The 21,999-nt window shown below is 53.7% G+C and carries 25 protein-coding genes; 20 read left to right on the top strand and 5 right to left on the bottom strand.

Annotated elements, in window-relative coordinates:
* Positions 1–9 precede the first annotated feature (9 nt).
* Positions 10–1,143 (bottom strand): serine hydrolase domain-containing protein, encoded by a 1,134-nt coding sequence (locus KB449_RS23610; protein WP_282910698.1) that lies wholly within the window; start codon positions 1,141–1,143, stop codon positions 10–12.
* Positions 1,144–1,261: 118 nt separating this feature from the next.
* Between KB449_RS23610 and KB449_RS23605 the strand changes: the two genes are divergently transcribed.
* From KB449_RS23605 to KB449_RS23585, 5 genes are all read left to right on the top strand, one after another.
* The gene (locus tag KB449_RS23605; RefSeq protein ID WP_282910697.1) at positions 1,262–2,095 is read left to right on the top strand and encodes a helix-turn-helix transcriptional regulator; all 834 of its coding nucleotides are present in this window, start codon (positions 1,262–1,264) and stop codon (positions 2,093–2,095) included.
* A gap of 82 nt (positions 2,096–2,177) precedes the next feature.
* Positions 2,178–2,555, top strand: coding sequence for a VOC family protein (locus KB449_RS23600; RefSeq protein ID WP_282910696.1), 378 nt, complete (start codon positions 2,178–2,180; stop codon positions 2,553–2,555).
* Positions 2,556–3,538: 983 nt separating this feature from the next.
* Complete coding sequence (locus KB449_RS23595) at positions 3,539–4,333, top strand: alpha/beta fold hydrolase (RefSeq protein WP_282910695.1); 795 nt, start codon at positions 3,539–3,541, stop codon at positions 4,331–4,333.
* A 162-nt stretch (positions 4,334–4,495) separates the two neighbouring features.
* Positions 4,496–4,891: a VOC family protein gene (locus tag KB449_RS23590; RefSeq protein WP_282910694.1), complete on the top strand. Its 396-nt coding sequence runs from the start codon at positions 4,496–4,498 to the stop codon at positions 4,889–4,891.
* A gap of 52 nt (positions 4,892–4,943) precedes the next feature.
* Positions 4,944–5,375: a DoxX family protein gene (locus KB449_RS23585; protein ID WP_282910693.1), complete on the top strand. Its 432-nt coding sequence runs from the start codon at positions 4,944–4,946 to the stop codon at positions 5,373–5,375.
* Positions 5,376–5,437: 62 nt separating this feature from the next.
* Here the strand turns inward: KB449_RS23585 and KB449_RS23580 are convergent, their stop codons facing one another.
* Together KB449_RS23580 and KB449_RS23575 are read right to left on the bottom strand one after the other, a co-directional pair.
* Positions 5,438–6,091, bottom strand: coding sequence for a hypothetical protein (locus tag KB449_RS23580; protein ID WP_282910692.1), 654 nt, complete (start codon positions 6,089–6,091; stop codon positions 5,438–5,440).
* Between the two features lie 54 nt (positions 6,092–6,145).
* Positions 6,146–6,949, bottom strand: a complete 804-nt coding sequence (locus KB449_RS23575; RefSeq protein WP_282910691.1) for a class I SAM-dependent methyltransferase — start codon at positions 6,947–6,949, stop codon at positions 6,146–6,148.
* Positions 6,950–7,499: 550 nt separating this feature from the next.
* Between KB449_RS23575 and KB449_RS23570 the strand changes: the two genes are divergently transcribed.
* From KB449_RS23570 to KB449_RS23560, 3 genes are all read left to right on the top strand, one after another.
* A complete protein-coding gene (locus KB449_RS23570; RefSeq protein ID WP_282910690.1) occupies positions 7,500–7,976 on the top strand; it encodes a hypothetical protein in 477 nt (158 codons plus the stop codon).
* A gap of 186 nt (positions 7,977–8,162) precedes the next feature.
* Positions 8,163–8,537: a BlaI/MecI/CopY family transcriptional regulator gene (locus tag KB449_RS23565; RefSeq protein WP_282910689.1), complete on the top strand. Its 375-nt coding sequence runs from the start codon at positions 8,163–8,165 to the stop codon at positions 8,535–8,537.
* Between the two features lie 9 nt (positions 8,538–8,546).
* A complete protein-coding gene (locus KB449_RS23560; RefSeq protein WP_282910688.1) occupies positions 8,547–9,950 on the top strand; it encodes a M56 family metallopeptidase in 1,404 nt (467 codons plus the stop codon).
* A 65-nt stretch (positions 9,951–10,015) separates the two neighbouring features.
* Here the strand turns inward: KB449_RS23560 and KB449_RS23555 are convergent, their stop codons facing one another.
* Positions 10,016–10,498, bottom strand: coding sequence for an effector binding domain-containing protein (locus KB449_RS23555; RefSeq protein WP_282910687.1), 483 nt, complete (start codon positions 10,496–10,498; stop codon positions 10,016–10,018).
* A gap of 96 nt (positions 10,499–10,594) precedes the next feature.
* Here KB449_RS23555 and KB449_RS23550 point away from each other — a divergent pair, with 96 nt between their 5' ends.
* From KB449_RS23550 to KB449_RS23510, 9 genes are all read left to right on the top strand, one after another.
* The gene (locus KB449_RS23550; protein WP_282910686.1) at positions 10,595–11,521 is read left to right on the top strand and encodes a helix-turn-helix transcriptional regulator; all 927 of its coding nucleotides are present in this window, start codon (positions 10,595–10,597) and stop codon (positions 11,519–11,521) included.
* A 303-nt stretch (positions 11,522–11,824) separates the two neighbouring features.
* The gene (locus tag KB449_RS23545) at positions 11,825–12,853 is read left to right on the top strand and encodes a hypothetical protein (protein ID WP_282910685.1); all 1,029 of its coding nucleotides are present in this window, start codon (positions 11,825–11,827) and stop codon (positions 12,851–12,853) included.
* A 156-nt stretch (positions 12,854–13,009) separates the two neighbouring features.
* Positions 13,010–13,597, top strand: coding sequence for a TetR/AcrR family transcriptional regulator (locus KB449_RS23540; RefSeq protein ID WP_282912894.1), 588 nt, complete (start codon positions 13,010–13,012; stop codon positions 13,595–13,597).
* A 78-nt stretch (positions 13,598–13,675) separates the two neighbouring features.
* A complete protein-coding gene (locus KB449_RS23535) occupies positions 13,676–14,884 on the top strand; it encodes an MFS transporter (protein WP_282910684.1) in 1,209 nt (402 codons plus the stop codon).
* Positions 14,885–14,997: 113 nt separating this feature from the next.
* Positions 14,998–15,147: a 50S ribosomal protein L33 gene (gene rpmG, locus KB449_RS23530; protein ID WP_282910683.1), complete on the top strand. Its 150-nt coding sequence runs from the start codon at positions 14,998–15,000 to the stop codon at positions 15,145–15,147.
* Between the two features lie 20 nt (positions 15,148–15,167).
* Positions 15,168–16,061, top strand: coding sequence for an AAA family ATPase (locus KB449_RS23525; protein ID WP_282910682.1), 894 nt, complete (start codon positions 15,168–15,170; stop codon positions 16,059–16,061).
* 56 nt (positions 16,062–16,117) lie between these two features.
* Positions 16,118–16,387, top strand: a complete 270-nt coding sequence (gene rpsN, locus KB449_RS23520; protein ID WP_282912893.1) for a 30S ribosomal protein S14 — start codon at positions 16,118–16,120, stop codon at positions 16,385–16,387.
* A 39-nt stretch (positions 16,388–16,426) separates the two neighbouring features.
* Complete coding sequence (locus KB449_RS23515; protein ID WP_282910681.1) at positions 16,427–16,753, top strand: DUF3024 domain-containing protein; 327 nt, start codon at positions 16,427–16,429, stop codon at positions 16,751–16,753.
* A gap of 100 nt (positions 16,754–16,853) precedes the next feature.
* The gene (locus tag KB449_RS23510) at positions 16,854–17,105 is read left to right on the top strand and encodes a type B 50S ribosomal protein L31 (RefSeq protein WP_282910680.1); all 252 of its coding nucleotides are present in this window, start codon (positions 16,854–16,856) and stop codon (positions 17,103–17,105) included.
* Between the two features lie 358 nt (positions 17,106–17,463).
* Here the strand turns inward: KB449_RS23510 and KB449_RS23505 are convergent, their stop codons facing one another.
* Positions 17,464–18,354 carry an AraC family transcriptional regulator gene (locus KB449_RS23505; protein ID WP_282910679.1) on the bottom strand — a complete coding sequence of 297 codons (891 nt, stop codon included), beginning with the start codon at positions 18,352–18,354 and terminating at the stop codon, positions 17,464–17,466.
* A gap of 323 nt (positions 18,355–18,677) precedes the next feature.
* Here KB449_RS23505 and KB449_RS23500 point away from each other — a divergent pair, with 323 nt between their 5' ends.
* The 3 genes from KB449_RS23500 to KB449_RS23490 all read left to right on the top strand — a co-directional run bounded on the left by KB449_RS23500 (position 18,678) and on the right by KB449_RS23490 (position 21,961).
* Positions 18,678–20,096, top strand: a complete 1,419-nt coding sequence (locus KB449_RS23500; RefSeq protein WP_282910678.1) for an ABC transporter substrate-binding protein — start codon at positions 18,678–18,680, stop codon at positions 20,094–20,096.
* 72 nt (positions 20,097–20,168) lie between these two features.
* Positions 20,169–21,095: a carbohydrate ABC transporter permease gene (locus KB449_RS23495; RefSeq protein WP_282910677.1), complete on the top strand. Its 927-nt coding sequence runs from the start codon at positions 20,169–20,171 to the stop codon at positions 21,093–21,095.
* Positions 21,092–21,961, top strand: a complete 870-nt coding sequence (locus tag KB449_RS23490) for a carbohydrate ABC transporter permease (RefSeq protein WP_282910676.1) — start codon at positions 21,092–21,094, stop codon at positions 21,959–21,961. The genes KB449_RS23495 and KB449_RS23490 overlap by 4 nt, the downstream gene beginning before the upstream one ends.
* Positions 21,962–21,999 lie beyond the last annotated feature (38 nt).

Raw genomic sequence — 21,999 nt, 5'->3', positions numbered from 1 at the left:
CCTCCGGTCTTACAAGCAACCATACACTACATTTTTTAACCTCGGATGCACATACGGCTCGGGATTGTTCACCATATGCTGCGCGTACATGACGGTCAGCTGCGACTCGGGATCAATAATCGCGAGGGCGCCGGCCGCGCCGCTCCATCCGAATTCGCCGAGCGGAGACAAGGAGCCGCTGCCAGCCTTGGAGATATGGGTCCGCACGCCGAGTCCGTAGCCGTAACCGGCGAGCTGCGACCAGTTGTAATCGCCACGCGTATGCTCGCTCAACTGGTCCGCCCGCATCAGATCGACGCCGGCGGCAGACAAGATGCGCACGCCGTCGGGGCTTGTGCCCCGATTGGTCAGCGCGTTCAGGAACAGCGCATAATCGCTCACGGTCGACAACAGTCCGGCCCCGCCGCTCTCGAACTCCGTTCCGACAAGGTGCCAGTCTCCGTCCATACGCACGGCTTTGCACGACTCATCGTCGTACTGGTACTGCGGCACGAGCCGGCTGCGCTGCGTTTCGGACAGGAAGAAGCCGGTGTCGCGCATGCCGAGCGGACCGGTAATTTCCTCGCGCACGTAAGTGCCGAACCGCCTGGCGTCGACGACCTCCACGAGCGCCGCGAGCACGTCATGGCACAGGCTGTAATTCCAGCGGGTTCCCGGCTCGAACAGCAGCGGTTCCTTGGCGAGCGCCGCCGCAAATTCCCGCGTCGGCAGCCTGCCGTTCGTGCGCTTCGCTGCCTCCGCAAGAGCAGGCGCCGTCAGGTCGTAGGAGAAGCCGGCCGTCATCGTGAACAAATCGCGAACCGTGATCGGCCGCTCTGCCGGTTCCACCGAATCACTTCCGTCCGGCTGCTGTTGGCGCACCTTCATCTCAGCGTATTCCGGCAAGTAGTCGGAGAGCGCATCGCCGAGCAGAATCGCCCCTTTTTCAACCAATTGAAGCGCGGCCGCGCACGTCAGTATTTTCGTCAGCGAATACAAATAAATCATCCGATCCTCCCCAATCGGGGTCTTGGCTTCCAGATCCTCGTAGCCGGCGCGATAGCGGAAAACCGTCTCGTTGCGGTGCATAACCAGCACCTCCGCCCACGGAATGCGCCACGCGACGATGCGATCGATGAACCGGGACAGCGGCGTGAAGTCCATAGCTTCCTCATCCTTTACAAATGGTTTTGTCTCTATTATTGTGCAGGGAGAACCATTCCCGCAAATCGCTTCATGGACAAATCTCAAGCTCCAAATCAAAAAGAAAGAAGAGACCCAGATGACGCATCCATATATGACGCACCCTTATCGCCCGCTGCATGCGCCACAATTGCAGCCGCAATGGCATCGTCACTCGCACAGTGTCGCGGAGTATGCGCCAAGCGACCGCTTGGCGTCGCATGTCGCCGCCTATTGGGCGGTCGATTTCCAGCCGGTGCCGGGCAATCACGGTCATCGCGCCATTCCGGACGGCTGTGTCGATATTATATTGGATCTTCGCGCTGCTTCAAGCCGTCGGGCCGCCTATGTCGTGGGGCTGAAGACGCATGCGGAAGTGATGCGGTTTGCCGAGGCGCGCTCCGTATTCGGCATTCGACTGTACGCGGAATCTGCCCGTACCCTTCTGCGTACGCCCCTGTCGGAATTTGCGGCCAATCACGTTTTTATAGAGGAAGTCTGGGGACCCGAGGCATTGGAATGGAGCGATAGGATGATTGCCGCCGCGTCGGTTGCGGACAGGATCGAGATTGCGGAGCGGCAGCTGGAGCGCATGTTGACCGTCGCGTCAGCGCCCGCCACACCCTTGATGCACCAAAGCATGCAGTATATCTACGATTGCAAGGGTAATCTCTCCGTGTCGGATTTGGCGAATAAAGTGAGCTTCAGCGAGAGGCATTTGCGGCGGGCCTTCGAACGGGAGCTTGGCCTTAGCCCGAAGGAGATGATGGGTATCGTCCGTTTTCAAAGCGTGCTGGAGGCGTTGAGCAGAAGGGATTATCCCAGCTTGGCGGACTTGGCGCTTCAATACGGGTACTACGATCAATCACACTTCGGCCATACGTTCGCGCGCTATTATGGGCTGCCCCTCAAACAGTTGACGCAAAGCGGTTGAACAGGGCCGTTTTTTACTATTCTCAGAACTGGGCCAGTGATTACAATGGGGGTGAAAACAAAGCGGATAGGAGCTGGGAGCCATGACAGTTAAGATGAAACGAGTCTCGATTTACGTTGAAGAGATGAAGAGGGCGCTGGATTTCTACCGAACGCTTGGGCTCGTTATCCCCGAGGGAGCCGACGAGGCGCATCACGTCGATGTGGAGCAAGATGGATTTGTTTTCGCTTTTGACAAGGTGGAATCGGTGAAAAGCATCATTGAAGGCTGGGAAGCGCCGGTCGGCTATCGGGCGGAGCTCGCCTTCGAACTGGAGGGCCGCGAAGCGCTGGATGGCGTGTACCGCCAGTTGACGGCGCTCGGACATCGCGGAGTTCTCGAGCCGAGGGATACGCCGTGGGGCGAGCGGTATGCGATCGTGCAGGACCCCGACGGCAATCTGATCAGCCTGGTCGCGTAAAGGTGTCGGATCAAGCGGCGAAAAAGGCGATGTAAAAGCGGCTGAGGTTGACAGCCGACACGCACCGCCGCATCTGCGCGGGGAGCTGCGGGAGGAAGACCAAAAAAGACGGGACGACAAATAAAAGCCTGCATCCGTGCAGGCTTTTTAGCCGATTCTGTGAGCTAAAGCGGAAATTCCTGCAAATCAGCATCCTTTTAGCTACGAAGTCCGAGATATCGAAGGAAAAGAGGGAAAAGCCTGCAGATTTGCAACCTTTCTCGCTACAGCGCTGTCATGCACGAAAAAGATGTATATTTGCAGGCATTCGTCTGTAGCGCTCGAGTAGGCGGATCGCGTACATGGGAAACTTCGTCTCGTCACAGTTCGGATCGCGTACACGGAAACGTCGCCCGGTCACGCATCGGTCTTACGCACAATTGAGGTATCGTCCCGCCACAGTTAGGATTGCGCACACGGATACGTCGTCCCGCCACAGTTCACACATCAGCTCCGGAGGCGTTGCCGTCTTCTATTGCAGGTAATTCCCATGACGCTTTTTTAGATTGATAGTTGGCGGTTTGCGGGGACTGAGCGGCTGAAGTATGCACGTAAATCGATAGTTGGCGGGTCTGCGGGGGCTGGGCGGCTGAAGGATGCACATAGATCGATAGTTGACGGGTCTGCGGGGGCTGGGCGGCTGAAGAATGCACATAGATCGATAGTTGGCGGTCTGCGGGGACTGAGCGGCTAAAGTATGCACGTAGATCGATAGTTGGCGGTCTGCGAGGGCTGGACGGCTGAAGAATGCACATAGATCAATAGTTGGCGGATCTGCGGGGGCTGGGCGGCTGAAGGATGCACGTAGATCAATAGTTGGCGCGCGGCTTGCTAGCCAGCAGGGTTCTTTCCAGCGACTGTCGAAAAAAATATGAACAACATGTCGATTGCAGCCTCGTCCGTTCGTCGTCTTCATAGAGGTCAATATCAATCGGGAGGTCGCTATGAAAACAGTCACTTCGAAGGACGGCACCAGCATCGCGTACGATCGGGTCGGCGAAGGAGAGCCGCTGGTATTAGTCGATGGAGCGCTGTGCAGCCGGACGAACGGTCCGAACGGCGCGTTGGCGGCGCTGCTCAAGCGGCATTATACGGTGTATACGTATGACCGCAGAGGGCGCGGCGAGAGCGGGAACAAGGCGCCTTATGCGGTGGAACGCGAGGTGGAGGACATTGAAGCGTTGATCGAGGAAGCAGGCGGATCCGCGTTCGTATACGGCATCTCTTCGGGCGCGGCTCTGGCACTTGATGCGGCGCTGCGTCTGCCGTCGATCCGGAAGCTGGCGCTGTACGAGGCGCCATTCGTGACGGACGGCAGCCGCGAGCCCGTGCCGGACGATTATGAGCGGCGGATGGAGACGCTGATCCGGGATGGGCGGCGGGGCGACGCGATCAAGCTGTTCATGCGAAAAGGCGTGGGTTTGCCCGCGCCGATCGTGGCGATCATGCCGCTGATGCCGGCCTGGTCCAAGCTCAAGGCCGTGGCGCACACGCTTCCGTACGATACGCGGCTGACAATCGACCAGCAGCAGGGCCGCAAGGAGCCGCTCGGCCGATGGTCTGCCGTCCGGACGCCTACGTTGGTCGCGGTCGGCGGCAAGAGTCCCGCCTGGATGCGCCATGGCATGGATTCGCTCGCGCAGGCGCTCCCGAATGCGCAGCATCGGACGCTCCCCGGCCAGACGCATATCGTCAAACCCGCCGCGCTGGCGCCCGTATTAACGGATTTTTTCCAGTAAACCTGCAGTCTCGTCTTGCTTCCGTTTAACCTGCGATCCGTCCGAATTTTCGGGCGGATTTTTTTTCTCAAAAAAGTTTTTGCCGGTATGTCGATTTCGTCGTCTGCCGTTCGTTGTCTAATTAGAAGCAGCCAAATAAACAAATTAGAAAGGATGTTAAACATGAAGGCACAACTGAATGCTTATATTCAATCGGAGGATGCAAGGGAACAGGCGGGGTTCTATGCGAAGGCGTTCGGCGGGCAAATTGTGTCCGTCATGACGCACGGGCAGCTGCCGGACGCGCCGGCCGACATGCAAAACAAGGTGATGCATCTCGTACTCGAGGTGGCGGGCGGTAACGTGCTATTCCTGTCCGATACCTTCGCGTCGGCCAGCGGCGGGCGTGCCGTCTCCCTGGCGCTTAACTTCGCGGATGAAGAGGAGGCGCGCGAAGCATTCGAAAACCTGGCCGGCGGCGGAACGGTCAAGTTCCCGTTTGCACTGCAGCCTTGGGGCGCCTATCACGGCGAGGTCGAAGACAAGTACGGCATTCATTGGCAGATCGTGAAGCAGTAAACGGCTCGTTCCACGCTGCGCATACCTATTCAAATTGAGAGGATGAATCTATATGATAATCGAACGGGAATTGAACATGCAGAAAAGCACGCGGACGGCGGACCGATCGGGCGCGCACCGCTGGACGTCGAGGGCGCTGGGCGGTATCGCGATTTTGTTCATGTTATTTGACGGGATCGGCAAGCTCGTCGGACCGGTGCCGGTCGTCGAGGCTACGCGTGAGCTCGGATTCGCCGAGAGCCACCTGGCGATCATGGGCATCCTCAGCTTGCTGGCGACGCTGCTGTACATCGTGCCGCGCACTGCCTTCCTTGGTGCGCTGCTGTTGACGGCGTACCTGGGCGGCGCAGTAGCCGCGCAAGTAAGGATCGACGCACCGCTTTTCTCGAACACGCTGTTTCCCGTCTATGTAGCCGTCCTCGTCTGGGGCGCGCTCTGGCTGCGGGACGAGCGTCTGCGGAAGCTGCTTAGCGGCGGCGCATGACGCGCCGGTTTATGACTTCGGCCCTCGCCAGCAGGCGGGGGCTTACTGGCGTTTAATCTGGGTCAATCTGCTCTAAAGAGCACCCATTTACCGTTCTCCCGTACCATGGCATAGTTCGGGTCGATCATGGAGCCGTCCCTCATCAAGTAAATTACTTTGATCAACCGCACTTCAGCGTTGTTGACTTCTAACCACTCTTTGACGGCTTCGGCTCTATGATCGGGGTCGTTTTGTAACCATAATAATTTTTCAACCTTATCTCGCTGCTCGTAAAAAGAGGTGAGAACGCCCTTCTTATCGAGTTCAGAAAATTTTGCCGCATCGTTTTTTTGCATAGCCTCATACAGCTCGATAATTGTCGATGAAATATGGGATGGGATAGAACTATCCACCACAGGTGCTCGATCTCCGAACAACAGCGATACATTCGTAATCACCATAGCATTCGCTCGTTGCAATTCCTCGTTTAATACCTTGTTTTGTTCTTCATACGTCTTTCTTTCCGCTTCTAAGCTGTATGTTACGTTCACAAGCTTTTTCTTCTGAGCATCCGTCTCGTTCCGGGTTGTGCTGATTTCTTCTGTTTTCTGTTTTAGTTCCTGCTTCGTTTCGTCTAATTGCAATCGCAGAGACTCGATTTTTTTGTTCTGTGCCAGGAATATGAAAATGACCGCCGCGGCAAGCGAAACTGAGATGATCCAGCCTTTTTTAGCCATTTCCTTCACACCCTTGGTTAACGAATTTCGAATCATAATGTTCGTCTATATTGCCTATGGTTTGCGCGCCTTAACTACAAAAGTCACTGGGAGCATTTTTGCCTTTTTTGCAAAATCGCTGCCGTTTGCCTGCACCAGTTCATCATCAGATTCCTCAATCATTTGTTCTATGACGAAGCCGGCTTTTGCTAAAGCATTCACATAGGTGGATAGTGTACGATCCGATAATGCAAGCGTATTTTCGCCGAGAGAGACCGAATACCAGGATTCATCGAAATAACATTTTTTAAAAACAAGCTTATCGTTTTCTGCAGCAACGCATTTGTGTATCGGGTGAGACCAGCTGAAAATAAATACGCCGTCTTTTTTTAGATAAGATGCGATCCTACGAAATGTGCCCTCAAGGTCAGTTGTCCAACCAAGGGCATAAATCGAATAGACAAAGTCAAAGTAATTCTCTGGCAAGCCGCATTCTTCTTCCATGGGGGAACAGATTAATGTCGCTGAGAGACCGTGTTCCGTCAATTGTTGCCTTGTCTTTTCGATTTGATTTTCCGAGAGATCGATCCCCCACAATTCAGAGGCTTGGCGTTCCCCCAGGTATTGCAAGGATTGGCCGCTGCCACAGCCTATTTCCAGCACTTTTTTTCCCGAGACATCTCCAAATAGCCGGCGCCTTTCTTCTGAAACAAATGCTCCGTAAAATGGAAGCGCGATTGCTCCCAAAATATCGTTTCCTGTCGTATCCCAAAATAAGCTATTGGTCTCGTGAACAACACGCTTATCCCATTCGACCGATATGGCATCAACCTCGTCTCCGCCTATCATGTTTGTTCTATGTGCAGCATTTTTGTCCATAGCCGTTCCTCCTAGGTTATCTCTGTTTTCTTTTCTTCTTCAGAATTAAATACATCATGCAAGAAGCTGCAATCATTAACGCGAGACCAATACAAACGAATATAGTTCCAGTTGTGTGCAGGTGGGAGTCGGTTGCGGGGATAAAGAAACCTAACTTATTTATTCCCATACTGCCGTCACTGCTCCGTGCACTAAACGTGTATGTCGAATATCCTTGCGAGGCAACATATAATCCAATTACAAAAATGAGTAGACCGCCGCTAAATTTTAGGCCTTTCATCCAATCCCTCCACGAATTTACTGTTAAAATAAGACGAATTCAAGCAGCTAAAGTTACAAAAGTTTCCTGGTCGAACCCTGTTTTCTTGACAGAGGCAGCAGAAAAAGAGTACTCTTTCCTAAGTGTAATTATTACTAATAAACCAATGACGGCCGCTAAATTTGACGTGCCCGCCCGCACGCGCGAAAATAATGACGAGGTACGTGAAGGCTGCGTGCGTCGGATATAGGCCGGTTCCCGTTCCCTTAGATGCAGCCGGAGGTGTCGAACATGTATGATGCAGTCCAAACGGAAGATGGCGAGACGATCGTCAGCAAGCATGACGATGTGATGTGGAGGAAGCGGCGGCTGGAGCTGGCCGAGTGGACGGAGCGGCCGAAGGTTCGGCGGAAGGCCAAGCAGACGGCCTGGCTCGGACCCGTCGAGATCGACGCAGAGCTGCTCGGCGCGTTGGTGCAGTTTAAGAGAATCGGGATCGCGACCGAATATTCGTGTGCGGGCGTCAGCGTGCTGGACGAGCCCGAGGATCACTCCATGTACGCCTACATTACCTTTATCGCTTCTCCGCTGGCGGACCGGTTCGTGCAGGCGGCGATGACTTATATGCCACGGCGCTTGCTGGTCACCTTTGAGCCTGCGCGCGGCCGGTACGATTGTTCCTCGTTTCTGATCGGCCACAACCGTTCGTTCTGCATGCTGATGGAGAAGTGCGCGCGCGAATTTGCGGAGGTACAAGCCCGTAGGTAATCTTACGTAACTAAATAATCCTGTCACTTCATCCCCTCCAGTCGGACACGTTCCGTGCGGAAGGGATTTTTACGTTATCGCCGCCTTACTTGACTACCTACTACGCGATGTAGTAGTTTATTATTACTACGTAGTGTAGTAATAGATGCCGTCATGGACGCATGATGGATGAATGAGGTGTTGCCAGTGGCCCTGGTTCAGAAGCTGTCGGATACGGAAATGGAGCTCATGGAAGCGATCTGGGCGTGCACGCCTCCGGTCACATCCACGGAACTACTGCATCTGTTTGCGCAAAAGGGAAGAGCGTGGAAGGCGCAGACCATCTCCACTTTTTTATCGCGGTTGGTGGAAAAAGGCGCGCTTGAGGCGACGAGGGATGGAAGGACCAACAAGTACATGCCGCGTATTACGCCCGAGGATTACAAGCTGCTGGAGACGCAGCACGTCCTGGACGGGTTGTATCAAGGCTCCGTGAAGAACTTGATTGCGGCCATGTACGACGGTGACAAGCTGTCGGATCAAGACATCGCCGATCTGAAAAAATGGTTTTCAGAAAAGTAGGTGCTGCCGATGAACACGATGCTTGAATTGCTGTTTACGCTGGCCGTAGCCGGTAGTGTCGTCACCGCCTGCATATTGTTTTTGCGAAAAGTACCTGTCCACATATTCCCTGCCAAGTGGCGTTATCGGCTTCAAAAAATCGCGATCTTGTTATACCTGCTGCCCGTCGCGGCCGGCATTTCATGGATTTTTCCGCTGATCGACGCTCATACGACCACGACCACCGTGCAGAATTCGACGTCCATCACCCAAGCAGGCTTCATTCCGGAGTCGTTCATGTCCTTGCGAACCATTCCAGCCAGTGCAGCCCTTATTTTCCTGAGTATATGGGCGATCGGAGCGATCGGATTTGCGGCGCGGCAGCTGTACGATTATCGCAGGTTCACCGTCGCGCTGTCCCGTTCGCGCACCGATCTGCCGGAGCGCGGCGAGGCCGCCGTACGGCTATCTTTTCTCAAGGAAGAGCTCGGCTTAAAAAGCAAAGTCGCGCTCGCCGGCAGCTCCATCGTTCGAAGTCCCGTTCTGGCGGGTTTGCGGCAGCCGACGATCTATTTTCCTCAAGCGCTTGCCTCGGGCGTGGATTTGGACATGGACATGGTGCTCCGACACGAATTGATGCATCTGAAACGGAAGGACCTGTGGGTCAAGGCGCTCGCGCTGGTCGTCGGCGCCTTGCATTGGTATAACCCGCTGGCGCATCTGCTCCGCAAGGAGATTCAGCTCTGGAGCGAGTTGTCCTGCGACGAGGAAGTCGTCGTCGGCATGTCCCATGCCGAGCGGAAAAGGTATGGCAGCACGCTGCTTAACGTCGTGGCAGGCTCGGGGAATTTACCGACGCGGTTCTGCGCCTCCTTATCGGGGGACGGTAAACAACTCAAAAGGAGACTAACGCTCATGTTGAACGTGAAAAAATTGAAAAAGAAAACGATGGTTCTGACCGTGTCCGCAGTGTTCTTGATTGCAGCGGTCAGCACGACCGCGGCCGTCTGGGCCTCGGACAATACGCCGACCGTAGTCGCGCAACAAGAAGCGGCACCCGCAGAAGCGCTGACTGCAACCGCAGCTGCGTCCGGGGCGACAGTGCCGGGACCGGTTCCGACAGCTGCGGCCGAAGGCGAAGAGACAGCGAGTCCCGCAAGCGAGCCGCATGCAACAGCCGCGCCGGCCGCTGCGCCGACGGCCGTTACGCAAGCATCGGAGGCGCCATCTGACGAAGTACATGCCGTTCCGCAGGCGACGGCAGCGCCGACGGTTGCCCAAGCTGCCAAACCCGTGCCCCAGACGGCTCCGGCTGACGAAGTACATGCCGTTCCGCAAGCGACTGCAGCGCCAGCTGCTGCTCAAGCTGCCAAACCGGTGGCCAAGGCTGTTGCTGTTGAACCCCAAGCGGTTGCAGTTTCTTCTGAAAAGTGACTTTTGAATGAATGCGAATGACCTTTACCACATGCGAGCGCATCGGCTCCATGTGGTTTTTCTTTTTACTTTTTCCGCACCGGCACCCATACCTCGACTTCCGCGTCCATCGGATTCCCGTTCAGCAGCACTTCCGCGATCGGCCCGCCGTTATATTCGTATTCGAATGCATCCGTAAAGAGCGAGCCCAAGGCCTGATCCTCCAGCCGATCGAAGGCGAGGCGCGACAATCCGCCTTGGCCCGACAGCACGACATACTCGCCTTCCGGGAAATGTAGCTCATCTGCACCTGCTGGCAACGGTTTAGTGGAGGAAACGCCCGCATAATAGCGGACGCTGCCATCTTCCAACGCGACCGCGGCATAGCCATAGGGGCCTTCAGCAAGGGGGCGAATGCCGGCGAGCCGCCCGTTTTCGATCTGGCTTTTGAAAAAAGTCGTCTTCTGGTTCGAATACTGCGGCGCGTGGATGCTTGTCCCGCCTTGGAGCACCGTTCTAAATCCGATGAGACGAAAAGCGGGCTTTTTCTCGATTTTAACCTTGTTCATTGGTGATGCCTCCTGATCGGTGAGTGTGAATGACCTCTTCAGCATAAGCTGTCAACTATGACACCTGTATGGCATACTTGAGTCGGGGGTGGCATGGTGAAAATCGATCGCCTGATCGCGTTGATCCTGATCTTGCTTGAGCGCGACCGGATCAGTGCCCGGGAATTGGCCGAGCGCCTGGAAGTGAGCCGCAGAACGATTTATCGCGATATCGATACGTTAACCGTCGCCGGACTGCCGATCTATACGCACGAAGGCGCGACGGGCGGCGTCGGGCTGATGAAGGCTTATAAGGTGGACAAGTCGTTCTTCACGCAGCGCGACGTACAGACGTTGGCGGCCGGTTTAAAAAGCTACCGGCAGTTGTTCGGCCATAAAGAGCTGGCTTACGTCCTCGAGAAGCTGAATGCCATCCATCGCGAGGGCGGCAGCGACCTGGCGGCGGGCGGGAAATTCGCAGTCGATCTGTCGCTCAATCAAGGAAACGAGTCGCTGCGCAGCTTGTTGAGCCTTGTTGAGACGGCGATGAACGACTCGCGTTATCTGGCTTTTGATTATGCGGATCGGGACGGGCGTCTCAGCGGCCGGCAGGTCGAGCCGTACCAGGTTGTTTTCAAAGAAAGCAGCTGGTACTTGCAGGCCTTCTGCGTCGAACGTGCGGATTACCGCATCTTCAAGCTGGCGCGGATGCGAGGGCTGCAAGTATTGCAGGACCATTTTTCACCGAGAGAATTCAAGCCGCTGCCGATGGACGGAGGCTCTTGGATGAATCAGGATCGTGTCGACGTCAAGATTCGCATCCATCGCTCCGTCGTCGATCAAGTGATCGAACGCTTCGGAGAAGCGCATGTCCTGGAGATGGGGAAAGACACCTGCCTCGCTACGTATCCCATCGTTAACAATACGTTCGGTTACGACAAGCTGCTCGCGTTCGGGGATAAGTGCGAAGTGCTGGAGCCGCCGGAAGTGCGGGCTGCGTTTCGGGCGTATTTGCGGGGGATTTTGGGGAGGTACGACGAGTAGGGGATGTGTAATGATGTGATCAGGCGCATTTATGTTACGGATATTGTTGATAATCGTCGAACTGTTCGCGATATCTGTAGAGAATGGTTGGCTCAATAGATATATAACACTTTCAATCTTGTGTGATTGCGTATCGAGCTCAGAAGATAATGATTAGACTACTCAGTGTACGTTTGTTTTAATGAAGTGCCATTGTATAAGCATTTTTACTGGATTGTATAAAATTGTCGATTATTGAAGGGGATTTGCTATAATAAGAAGTCGATATTTTACTTATTTATTAATAGATGGGGATGTTCTTGCGTGTATTCTTTTATGAACATTTTTAAATGGTATCAGGACATAAATCTTAAATTAATTCAAAAAGTTGAGAACTATAAAGAAAAACTACCTTTTTGTTCTGTAATACTCTTGTACTTGAAGACTCCATTAGCATTAAAACTGGTGATTGGATTTATATTTAGTATTTTATCAATAAAATTATATTATATGCTGGGGTTTATTGTTCTACAAAGCAAGGCAAGAAACGAAGCCTTATCGATAGTGTCTGCATTTCAAAATCCTATACCATTTGAAGATGATTTAGTTTTTAAATATGCCTTTATATTTTGTTTTCTGGTGATAAGTTCAATGGTTCCACTGCTTACTCCTATTATTTTGCATTATTTGTTTATTAAAAAAGTCAAAACAACAAGTGACATAAGCATACTGAAGAAATGCTTAAGAAGCCTTCTTTTAGCAATAATTTATTTGTTATCCTTCTCTGCTTCCTTATATGTAGTTTTAAATATAGTCCCCTTTATTGTGTACGTAATGTTGTTTAAATCAAGATATGATAGCATTTTGGAGTTTGCTATTAGAAAGATTGCAGGAGAACAAGTTTCTATTCAAAATATAACGTTACTCGACCCTGAATATCTTAATTCTCGAATTAAATATTCATTGAATTTTGAACTATGGATATTCTCAGTACTAATTTTTTTTGTGTGGTTAATAAACGCACTCTCTAAAAAGAGTAGGAAGCAGTGGTCAAAATTTGTATATACTTTTCTTTCACGGATAATGATGATAGCAATCATTATTGTTTTAATTAGTCATGTATTATATATTCCGGGGTATCTAGGCAAGTCTATATCAAACTTCGATATGGATTATGTAGCGGTCGATTACGAACTAGAAGGTATAAATCACATTGAGGGCATTAGAATATTTGAGAAAGAACATCAGATTATTATTAGAGATGATTGCAATATTACTCATAGTATAACATCAGATAATTTACACATTAAAACAATAAAAACTTTAAAAGAATGCAAGGACAATAAAGACTAAAGTGAAGCATGAAAAACATGTTTAAGGTTGAAATTGGAAGTTATTTCTCGCCCACAACAACAGTGATTGCTAAAATACTTTTAGAACGCTATAATACTGAATAATCATTCAGTATTTCAACATCCCAGCCCCACATCGCATTCGAGGTGATCCCCCATCAACAAAAAACAACTCCAAACCGAGCAAACCAAAAAGAAAATCGCAGAGGCGTCCAAGGCGCTTTTTATCAAAAAAGGCTATAAAGCGACCGCGATCGAGGAGATCGTGAAGGCGACCGGGTGCAGTGCGGGCAATATTTATTACCACTTCAAGAGCAAGGAAGGGCTGTTCCTGTATCTGATCGAGGAATGGGACCGGGAGTGGGAGGAGACATGGCTCGCGAAGGAGGCGCTTTACGCGACGACGGCCGACAAGCTGTACGGCGTGGCCGAGCATCTGGCGCTCGATCAGATCAATCATCCGCTGACCAAGGCGATCGATGAGTTCTTCAACAACGCCGAGAAGGGCTCGGAGGTTGAGGAACGGATCCAGCAGATGGTGAAAGGGTATGTTAATTTCAACAAGCAGCTGCTGCAGCGAGGCATCGACGCCGGGGAATTCAAGGCAGCGGACGTAACCGGACTTGCCATCATTCTGGACAGCCTGATGTTCGGGCTCAGCCAGCATACCCGGCGCATGGACCGAGAAACGGCCCTCACTACCTATCGCCTGGCGGTGGACGTGTTCCTGCACGGAATCGCATAAACGCCGCTTTTCCTTTTTTTTGCCCACATCTAGAATGAATATTCAGTATTCGTCGATCGAACTTGGAGGACTTCAGAAATGGCTATCTTGCTTAAACAACAGGGCGCGCTGCTCATCTTGATGCTCAACTTGTTTCTGGTGTTCACCGGCATCGGTCTTATTATTCCAATCATGCCGAGCTTTATGAATGAACTGGGCGTGAGCGGCAGCCTCATGGGGCTGATGATCGCGGTTTTCTCGCTTGCGCAGTTCCTGTTTTCCCCGCTGGCCGGACGCATGGCCGATACGGTGGGACGAAAACGCATGATCGTTATCGGCATGTTCGTGTTCGCCGCATCCGAAGGATTATTCGGCATCGCGCAATCGCCGTTGCTCATGTTCGTATCGCGTGCGCTCGGCGGTCTCAGCGCGGCGATGATCATGCCGGCCGTCATGGCGTATGCGGCGGATATTACGACGGACGAGGAACGGGCAGCCGGAATGGGTTACGTGAACGCGTCGATCACGACCGGGTTTATCATCGGTCCGGGCCTTGGCGGCTATATCGCCGAGTTCGGCATTCGCGCGCCATTTTATGCAGCCGGGGTAGGCGGCGTTATCGCAGCCTTCGTGACGTTATTTTTCCTCAAGGAATCTCTTCCGGCAAAAGGAAAGGGAAACGAGGTTCCAGTAAAGGCAGCGGAGAAACGCAGCAATCTGCTTACCCAACTGCGGTTTTCGTATCGCGAGCCTTATTTTCTCAGCCTGATCATCGTCTTCGTCATGTCGTTTGGCCTCGCCAACTTCGAGACGATATACTCGCTGTTCGTGGATCACAAGTTCGGCTTCGATCCGAAGGACATCGCCTTCGTCATCACGTTCGGCTCGATCGCCGGCGCGGTCGTGCAGCTCACGATCTTCAGCTGGCTGCTGAACCGCTTCGGGGAAAAACGCATCATTACGGCTTGCTTGCTCGTTGCAGGTATCTTCGTTCTTCTGATGCTGTTCGTGCACAAATTCTGGCTGATTTTCACGGTCACCTTTGTCGTGTTCCTCGCCACCGATATTCTGCGCCCCACCGTCAGCACCCAGATGTCCAAGCTGGCCAAAGACCAGCAGGGTTATGTAGCGGGATTGAATTCGGCCTTCACGAGCCTCGGCAACATCGTTGGTCCAGTCATCGCCGGCGTGCTGTTCGACATCGAGATCAATGCGCCGTATGCGCTCGCGGCCGTGGTGCTGCTGATATGCTTTGCGGTGTCTCTCAAGAGTAGGAAAGAGACGGCAGCGACGGGAGACCAACGGTAAGCAAGGCAGTCGAAGCGGACGCATGAATGTCTTCAATCTTCTCCCCTTGACATAGGCAAGGGGAAAAGGTATCTTTCTAATATGTAAATATTACGATTAAAGGAGAATGCCCCATGCGCGTTATTGTCACGCTTGCTTGTACGGAGACCGGGGACCGGAACTACACGACCACTAAAAATAAACGGTCGCACGCGGGCCGCATCGAGCTGATGAAGTATTGCCCGAGGCTTAAGCGGCATACGCTTCACCGCGAGACGCGTTAAGTCCGGGGAGCAGCCTGCAAATGAGCAAAAGCAACGCAGCCGTCCGTCTTCCCCGGGCAAAGGGAATCGACATGGCGACCTATTACACGCCCAAGGAATGCGCCAGAAAAGCAAAGCATATCGTATTACCGACGCACAACCGGAAGATCGTGGAGGAGTTCATCGCCATTTTGGGGATGAAGGAGAAGTTTGCGCGTTTCGAGGTGCCGGTGCCCAACAAGATTATGATGTACGGCCCGCCCGGCACGGGGAAAACGCTGACCGCCTATCACATCGCCGAGCGCCTTGCGCTTCCCTTGATCGTCGTGCGCTTGGATGCGATCATCCACAGTCATCTGGGCGAGACGGGGAGCAATGTGCGCAAAATTTTCGAGCATGCTCACGCATCTCCCTGCGTACTGTTCCTGGATGAATTCGACGCGCTCGCCCGTACGCGCGACAACAACGACGAGGTCAAGGAGATGGCGAGAGTCGTCAATACGCTGCTGCAATGCCTGGATGCCTTCGACGGGGACAGCGTGCTGATGGCGGCTACGAACCTGGAGACGGAGCTAGATCAGGCCGTCTGGCGGCGGTTCGATACGAAGATGTCGTATCGGATGCCGGACGAGCGGACGCGCGCCGAGTATATCGGCCAGCTGCTCGGCGGGTTTGCGCAGGAGGACGGCGTCGGTCAGAACGCGAGTGAGCTGCTTAGCGGCTGCAGCTATGCCGACATGGAGCAGATTCTGTTGAAGGCCAAGCGCAAGGCGATCATCGAGGACCGTCTGTTGCACGATAGCCATGTGAAGGATTCGTATGCCGAGTACAAACCGGATCGCGATGAAGTTGCGACAAGGGAAGAAGCCAGCGCAGCTTGCGGTAAGGTAGGCGGCCGAATGAAGAATGGAATAAGGCGCGTCAACTTATCGTAATAATTACGATTTTGAACGACGCTATTCGCATGAATAAGGATGAAAGGGTGTTCGTCATCGCTAAAAAATCGAAGGTCGTCAAAGAGCGCAAGCGGCAAGCGACCGTGGCGCGTTATGCGGAAATCCGGAGGCAGCTGAAGGAAAACAAGGATTACGAAGGGCTGAAAAAGCTGCCGAGAGACGCGTCGCCAACGAGATTGCACAGCCGCTGCGAGCTGACGGGCAGGCCGCACGGGTACCTTCGGAAGTTTAAGGTGTCGCGGATCGCGTTTCGCGAGCTGGCCTACAAAGGTCAAATCCCAGGCGTCAAAAAAGCAAGCTGGTAAGGGGTTTGCGCGTTGGCGCTCTAGGCGGAGGATTAACGGATGGACACCTTTACAGTCCGCAGGATCGAGAAAATATTGGAGGGCTACATCGCGCTCAAAGTGCCCCGTAATATGCGTGCCTCGGTACGCTTGTCCTATAGGTGGGACGAGGATGGCGTGACCTTGACGGAGGAGCGTCCGGATGAGGCAGGATGGCAGAGCGTGCCGATCGTTCAATTTCGCCGGCAGCGGTCGTTGTGGCAGGTATGCGCGAAAAGCAGCACGGGCGAATGGGAGACCGTCGAGGAAATCGAGCCGCATTTCGATTTTGAGTCCCAGCTTGAACAGGTTGAAGCGGACCCCCAGGGTATATTTTGGACAGCTTGATGCTAGCGAACAAAATGAGGATGGCAGCCGGCACGCACCTTTGCACCTTATGTGGTGAGTTGCCCAAGAGGCCGAAACCCGGATGAAGGAGGAAATTACTTTGAAGAAGGGCATACACCCCAAGTTTCAGCAGGTTATCTTCTACGACGCCGGCGCGGGTTACAAATTTCTGAGCGGCTCCACGAGAAGCTCGAATGAAACAATGGTATGGGAAGACGGGGAAACATACCCGGTCATCCGGGTCGACACCAGCTCCGCGTCCCATCCGTTCTACACCGGCAAGCAGAAGCTGGCCGAGACGGGCGGGCGAATCGACAAGTTCAACCAGAGATTGTCCCAAGTTAGAAAGTAAAGCGTCGCCGCTCTCTTCCGATGGAAGCGGGCGGCGATTTTTTATGCGCAGAGCCACATAGCCAGACAGCGCGGGCATTCGAGGCAAAGAGACGCCGCACAACGTTACATAGCTCGACCACCCGACGTACCAAGGCAAAGAGACGCTGTATAGCGTCACATGGCCGAACCAACTAACCAATCGATGAGAAGAGGCGCTGTACAGCGTTACATGGCCCGATGAACTAGCCAACCGAGGCAAAGAGACGCTGTACAGCGTTACATGGCCGCCCCGCGCGGGGATTCGAGGCAAAGAGACGCTGTACAGCGTTACATGGCCGCCCCGCGCGGGCAATCGAGTGCCACCGCCCGCCGTCCCCCTAATGCTTCTTCGCAAACTTGCTCCGAAACCCCGACGGCGACAGCCCCTCTTTTTTCGAAAAAAACGTCGAGTAGTGCGACACGTGATGGAACCCTACCTCTTCCGCAATCCGAGCAATCGGCCAGGGCGTCTGGAGCAGCAGCCGCTTGGACTGTTCGAGCCGGTAGTATTGGAGATAGTTCATGGGCGTCATGCCGTACACTTTAAGCATCATTTTGGCCAGGTAGTTGGGGTGATAGTTCATCTTCTGCTGCAGCACGGAATTCGTGATATCGCTTGCATAATTTTGTCTAATGAACAGCTCGATCCGGTCGGCGAGCTCGATCGCGGTGTTGTTGGCGGACGAGGACGATTCGCGATTAAGATGCTGCAGGAACGATTGGAAGGTCGCCTGCCGCTTCCAGTTCCGGAGCGATTGCGGCTCGTGCGCCTGCTGGAAGAAGGTCTCGAGCACCTCGATCGCTTTCGCCGATAGTTTCATATGTTTCGGAATGAATATAGAGCTGACGTCAGCATGGTTCAGATAAGCCAGCTTTTTGTGCTCCTCGATCAAAGCCATCTGGTTGCCCATGCACTCGTCCATGTCCAGGCACACCTGCCAGCTGCCGAACGTCTGGAAGTGGATCCAGACGATCTCCGTATCCGTCTTGCAGGGCGCGCTGCCGTAATGATGGCCATTCGGCAATAAAATAAACGCTTCTCCTTCATGGATCTCCCGGTCTTGTCCATTCTCGCCGATGGGGAGCACACCTTTACGGACGACGATCAGATCGAACACGCGGATCTCGTTCCGTTCGATATGGGAATCCCCGACGCCATAATGCGCATAACCGAAGTCTACGAAATAAGGAATAGGCGGAGAGATGAAGTGCAAGATCGCCGTGTCCACGCGCGTTCCTCCCAAACCTCTTATCGATCGCTTTGAACTGGAAGACGTTTCAATTTTTATGATACTTGAACATGCTCGTTAGAAAAAGATAAAAGGTTGAAATTATTAAAATTTAGGTTGGATTCATTTGTTTATTTTGACATTCACTCATGGCACAATACGATTAAAGCGCTTACCAAATTCTTCTTGCAAGAAGGCGAACAAAGCTTGCGGGCTTGGAGCAGGCGGGCGCTCGACGTTTGACGCATTCGCTTGGGTCTTCCGGGCCGATGGATCGAACGGTTAGGCAGTCATGATGCGAATATTAAAGGGAGAGTGGGGCAATGAACACAGGAAAGAAGCTTGGGGCAGGCGTTCTCCTGGCAGCAATGGCAATGAGTGCCGTAGGCTGCGGGGGCAATGACAACAACAAGACAGACGCATCATCGCCGGCAGCGACGGGAGCCGCCAGTACGAAGGCAGCCGAAACGGCGCCCGCCAAGACGAAAAAGGTCAAGATTACGTATTCGATGTGGGGCAGCGCCGAAGAAGGCAGCGTCACGCAGAAGATCGCGGACAAATTCAACGCCTCCCAGGACAGGATCGAGGTCGAAGTGGTCGCGATTCCTTGGGAAAACTACATGACGAAGCTCAATACGCAGGCAACGGGCAATCAGCTGCCGGACACGGGGATGCTCAAGGAAGACGGCGTCATCCAGTGGTCCTCCGACGGCATGCTGAACGACGTCAGCTCCATGTACGAAGGCAGCGACAGCAAACCGCTGGACAGCCTGGCTTACAAATATCAAGGCAAGACAGTCGCCTACGCGGCAGCCAACGAAGTGCTCCTCCTCTATTACAACAAAGACATGTTCGACAAAGCCGGCGTGGCCTATCCGCCGTCCGCGCTCGATAAGGCATGGACGTGGGACGAATTCGTAGCGACGGCCAAGAAGCTGACGAACGACAAGAAGGGCAAGCATCCCGGCGAAGAAGGCTTCGATAAGGACGGCATCATGCAGTATGGCGCATCCGTCGAAAACCTCCCTTGGCAGCTCGAAACGTGGACGCTCAGCAATGGCGGCGGCTTCTATTCCGCGGACGGCACCGAGGTGAAAATCGGAGAGGACGCCAGCGCCGAAGCGATTCAGCGCGTCGCGGATCTGTACCTCAAGGATCATGTCGCGCCGCTGTCCGTCGGCCAGACCGATGACGGCATTCAGCGCACCATTATCGCAGGCACGGTCGCCATGGCGACGAACGGCGCCTGGAACGTCGGCACCAGCCTCAACACGGCCAAGGAAGGCGGCCTCAAATACGGCGTGGCCGTGCTGCCTTACATGAAGGAAAAAGTGACGCTCAACACGGGCGGCGCCAACGTCGTATTCTCCCAGACCAAGCACCCGGCAGAAGCGATGGAATGGCTCAAATGGTACAACTCCGAGGAAAACAACTGGGGACTGATCAGCTCGGGCATCTGGATGCCGACGCTCGAGAAGTGGTATAAGGACGAGACTCTTACCCACAAATGGGTCGACAATCCGAACTTCCCTCCATATGAAGAATACAAGTCCGCAGTCGTCGATTACGCGCAATCGTCCGCAGCGAGACCGGCCTCCTGGTTCTACACGAATCACACCACGGACTTCAACACCTTGCTCGGCTCGATTCTGGGAGACGTATGGACCGGCAAGACGACCGCCAAAGACGCGATTGCCAAAAATCTCGACGCGCTCAAGGCCGCGCATGCCGGCAGCAAATAATAGATAAACAGGATGACCGCCGGGTTCGCGCAAGCGGCGGTCATCCTTTAAACATGAGGTGGGGAGCGAGCTATGGACACCATCAACAAATCGGTCAAACGACGTTCCCGAATCTATTCAGCCGAGGCGCGCGTCGCATATATTTGCCTGATCCCCGCCTTTATCGGCCTGATCTTTCTTACCTACGTGCCGCTGCTCAGCGTGCTCGGCATCAGCCTGACGAATTGGACAGGACTGTCTGCGCCCAAGTTTATCGGATTCGACAATTATAGCAAGCTGTTTACCTCGGACCCCTACATCAAGGATTCCATTATCGCGACGATCTACTTTGCCGCCTTATCAGTAGCCGGAAGTATGATTTATTCCCTATTTATAGCGATGCTACTCAATCGCAAGATTCCGGCGAGAGGCTTTTTCAGAGCCGTATTTTATGTGCCCTACGTGCTGCCGGCTGCCGCCATCTATGTCGGCTGGTCCTGGCTGTACGAGGCGAATTTCGGTTTTTTCAACTACCTGCTCTCCGAGATCGGCCTGCACAAGGTGCTGTTTATCGCGGACTCCAGCCATGTCGTTCCTTCGCTTTCCTTAATCTCGGTCTGGTTGGCCGGGAACCTGATCGTCATTTTCCTGGCCGGGCTGCAGAACGTGCCTAGCGTCTACCATGAAGCTGCCCAGATCGACGGCGCGAACGGATGGGCACGCTTCCGCCATATTACGCTGCCGAGCATGTCGCCGATCATCTTTTACAACCTGCTGATGAGCTTGATCGCCAATCTCCAGGTCGTTACCCCCGCGCTTTCCTTGACCAACGGCGGACCGGGCAATTCCTCGCGTTTCATGACTTACCTGATGTACGATCAAGCTTTCGTCAATTACAAGCTGGGCTACGCCTGCGCGACGACCTTTATCATTTTTGCGATTCTTGCGGCTTTCACCGGCGTACTGTTCAAAACGTCCAAAGGATGGATTTTCGACGAAGGAGGCGACGACGACAAATGAGCGAGGTAGCATACGGGAGACTCAAGAGCAAGAAACGCCAGGAGCGGACGGCAAACCTCATTACGTTGGTCGTCGTCGTGTTTTTTGCCGTACTCGTACTGTTCCCGATCTGGTGGATCTTCCGGACGTCGCTCATGACGAACGCCGAGATCTACAAATATCCGCCTTCGCTGCTCCCGGCCGACTGGCTGTTTTCCAACTATGAGAAGACGCTGGAGATTTTCAAGTTCTGGAAGTACTTGTGGAACACGATGATCATTATCGTTCCTTCGTGTCTGGCAGGGACCTTTACGGCGACCTTGTGCGGCTATGCCTTCGCCAGACTAAGGTTTCGCGGGAAAAAGCTGATCTGGGCGCTATGCGTCGGTTCGATGCTGCTGCCTGCCATGGTAACGCTCATTCCGCTGTATATCGGGTGGACGCGAGGCTTGGGGCTTCATGACAGCTATCTGCCCTTGATTCTGCCGTATTTTTGCGGCGGCGGCGCTTTTAATATTTTTTTGATCCGGCAGTTTATCGTCTCGATTCCAAGAGAGCTCGATCAGGCGGCGACGATCGACGGGGCCGGGTACTTCCGCATCTTGTTCAGCATCATCATGCCCGCCATCCGGCCGGCCATGATTGTCGTTGCCTTGTTCATCTTCATCGGGCTGTGGAACGACCTGCTCCAGCAGATGATTTATATCAACGGTAGCGACAAATATACGATCGCGCTCGGGCTCACCAATTTCAGAGGCCAATTGAAGCAGGACTGGTCGCTGACGATGGCGGCCACGTGTATGTCCTTTGCCCCCGGCGTCCTTTTCTACGTGATCGGTCAAAAGTACTTCGTAGAGGGCATCACGCTGACCGGCATGAAAAGCTAGTCCGAGCTCGCGCCTCCTGTCGCACAGTCCCATCGTTG

The organism is Cohnella hashimotonis (assembly GCF_030014955.1).
Classification (GTDB): domain Bacteria; phylum Bacillota; class Bacilli; order Paenibacillales; family Paenibacillaceae; genus Cohnella; species Cohnella hashimotonis.
This window is presented reverse-complemented; position numbering and strand designations above follow the sequence as displayed.